Annotated in this window: 3 protein-coding genes; 1 reads left to right on the forward strand and 2 read right to left on the reverse strand. The window is 64.8% G+C overall.

The genetic code is table 11. The features are described 5' to 3' along the window. Positions 1–13: 13 nt before the first annotated feature. Entirely contained in the window at positions 14–1,135 is a 1,122-nt protein-coding gene (locus QOI01_RS17135) for an acyl-CoA dehydrogenase family protein (protein ID WP_526382962.1), read from the reverse strand. Positions 1,136–1,414: 279 nt separating this feature from the next. Between QOI01_RS17135 and QOI01_RS17140 the strand changes: the two genes are divergently transcribed. Further along, on the forward strand, positions 1,415–2,224 hold the full coding sequence (locus tag QOI01_RS17140; RefSeq protein WP_526382964.1) for an enoyl-CoA hydratase/isomerase family protein: 810 nt from the start codon (positions 1,415–1,417) through the stop codon (positions 2,222–2,224). 4 nt (positions 2,225–2,228) lie between these two features. Here the strand turns inward: QOI01_RS17140 and QOI01_RS17145 are convergent. Beyond that, positions 2,229–2,937, reverse strand: a 709-nt coding sequence (locus tag QOI01_RS17145) for an acyl-CoA dehydrogenase family protein (RefSeq protein WP_526382966.1), incomplete at its 5' end; no start/stop codon positions are given.

Below are 2,937 nucleotides of genomic sequence, written 5' to 3' on the forward strand. Positions count from 1 at the left end.
ATGGGATCGGGGCCTACCATCCGCGATCCTGGGCGATGATGACCCTCATGATCTCGCTGGAGCCGCCGAAGATGCGGGTAACGCGGCCGTCGAGATAGCCACGCCCCACGAAGGACGATTCGCGATAGTGTCGTGGACCGAGCACTCGTAGACACGAATCCAGCACGCGGGCTTGCAGTTCGGTGCAATACAGCTTGGCGATGGCCGCATCCGCCGGGGTGAGCGTGTCGTCCTCGACTCCGAGGATCGAACGGTCGATGAGAGCCTGGCCCGCCGCGATCTCCGCCGCGCGGTCGGCCAGCTCGAACTTGGCAACCTGGCCCAGCCGTTCACCGGATAGCGTCCGCTCGGTCTCCTCGAATGCTGCCACCGCGGCGGCCTGCGAGCTCATGGCGATCGACACCCGTTCCTGGGCGAGGTTGGACGTCAGATACCCGAAACCTTCGTTCTCGGTTCCGAGCAGGTTCTGCACGGGCACCCTCATGTCGCTGAACGCGAGTTCGGCCAGGTCCTGTGCGTGCAGGCCAAGCTTCTTGAGGCTGCGACCGCGCTCGAATCCCTGGGTGTCGGTCTCGACGACGAGCAGGCTGATCCCGCGCCTGCCGGCCTCCGGGGCCGTCTTCACCGCCAACACCACCAAATCCGCTGCCGCACCGTTGGAGATGAAGGTCTTGGCGCCGTTGACGACGAAGGCATCCCCGTCACGTCTCGCCGTGGTCGACATCGACTTGAGGTCGGAGCCGGCGCCCGGTTCTGACAGCGCCAAGGCCACCACCGCTTCGCCTCGGGTGAGACGTGGGATCCAGCGCTTCTTCTGTTCTTCGGTGCCGAACCGAAGGAAGTAGGGCATGCAGATGTCGGTGTGCACCCTGACGCCGCCGAGCGCCAGGCCCAGCCGTTGGCTCTCTTCGCTGACGATGGCACTGTGCCGAAACGTCGATCCTGCCAGGCCACCGAGTTCGGCGGGAACGCCGATTCCCAGAATTCCCGCGGAAGCCGCGAGCCGCCAGAAGTCGCGTGGGGGGCGTCCCTCCTGTTGCCACTTCCCGTAGTCGGGCACTACGCGATCAACGAACAGGTTTCGCACGATCTGGCGAAATTCGTCGTGCTCGGCCGTGAATATGGAGCGCCGCATGGGGCTTGGGCCTCCTGTTCCCGTGGCAGCGACTGACAGCAGTCATGTAAACGTACGTTATCATACTCTGATTGCCGACTTCGGGCCGCTGTTCAGGGCCGACAGCCTAGGCGTCCGGCAAGACACGGATCGAATATTGTTGTGGGTAAACCGATATTCGACAAACCGGGTTGATGCCGCATCAAGTGTTTGCCTCGACGGACAGGCTATTGATCTAATGGCCATTAACGTGCCCGATCCTCCATGGAACGCGGCATCGCAACGACGAAGGAGATAGTCGTGACCAGCACCGCCCCTGACGCCTATGCGGCTCTAGACATTCGCACCATCAGCGAGCACGTTCGCGAAATCGTCCTCACCCGCCCGGAGCTGTCAAACCGGGTCGACGCCCTCCTGCATCGGGAGCTCACCAGCGCGCTTTGCGCGCTCTCCAACGACCGCACCGTGCGGGCCGTCGTCCTGTCCTCGGAGGGGAAGGCCTTTTCTGCGGGGGGTGACTTCGAACTCATGGAGGCCGCGCACCGAGACGGAGCGGCGCGCCGCGCCATAGTCACCGACGGACGTCGTCTGATGTCGGCATTCTTCAATCTGCCGCAGCCCATCGTCGCAGCAGTTCAGGGTCCCGCCATCGGGTTGGGGGCCACTGTGGCGTTGTCATGCGATGCGCTCGTCGCCGCGAAGTCGGCCTACCTCGCCGACACCCACGTCAACTTGGGCCTCGTCGCCGGCGACGGTGGCTGCGTGGTCTGGCCGGCCGCCGCAGGCATGCTGCGCGCCCGTCGTCACCTCCTGACCGGCGAGCCCATGAACGCAGAGACTGCATACGCGCTGGGAATGGTCACGGACTTGGTCGATCTCCCCACCGAGGTACGTGATGTCGCGGTGACGATCGCCGAATCGATTGCCGCACTGGCACCCTTGGCAGTTCAAGGCACCAAGCGCGCACTGAATCGAGTGACCGAGCAGCGGGCGGGCGAGGTCCTGGATCTGTCGTTCGCCTACGAGGAGCAGACCTTGGCCTCCGACGACCTGCTCGAGGGGATAGCGGCCTTCCGCGAGCGCCGAGCCCCCAAGTTCCGCGGCGCGTGAGCGATTACCTGGCAGGCCTGCGGGCGAGCGCACCCTCGCTGGCATCGAGCGCAGCGAGGAATCCAGCATCGGCGTACGCCTGGGCTATCGGGTACTCCTTCATGTAGCCGTACCCACCATGCAGCTGCAAACCGAGATCAGCGCTGCGCGAGTGGATTTGCACGGCCAGTCGCCGAACGGCAGCCGATTCGTCATCGGTCAGGACCCCCGACTCACATCGAGTGAGGCTCTGGGTCATCAACGCCTCGCCCGCGAAGCATTCCTGAGTCATTGCGGTGAGCCGCGCGCGGGTGTTGTCGAAGTCGATGAGCTTCGTGCCGAACACCTTTCGCTGCTCGACGTAGAGCAGCGTCCACTCCAGTGCGGCTCGCGCGGCGGCCAGCTGTGCAACGGCGAGCCAGAGATCACGTGCTCCGACGAGCGACCGCTCGCCCACCACCACTTTGGAGTCGATCGGAGTCGTACGGTCGATGCGAACATCGGCAATGCCCGCCTCCGTCAGACCAAGGAGGTCCTCGAGGGCGGTCACGTCGACATGTCCGTCGGATCCGTCGACGTCGTCACGCGCGGTCTCCAGCACGGCAGTGGAGTGCCCGCCACGCGACGTCGCGAAGAACAAGTCAGCCTGCGCCGCACCGAGCACGTTCTCGACCGATTCCGGAAGATCACCTGACGCAGCGGCGATCGAGGGGGACGCCGTCGGACTCGCGATC

This window comes from Mycobacterium sp. (assembly GCF_032162605.1).
In the GTDB taxonomy this organism is placed as follows: Bacteria; Actinomycetota; Actinomycetes; order Mycobacteriales; family Mycobacteriaceae; genus Mycobacterium.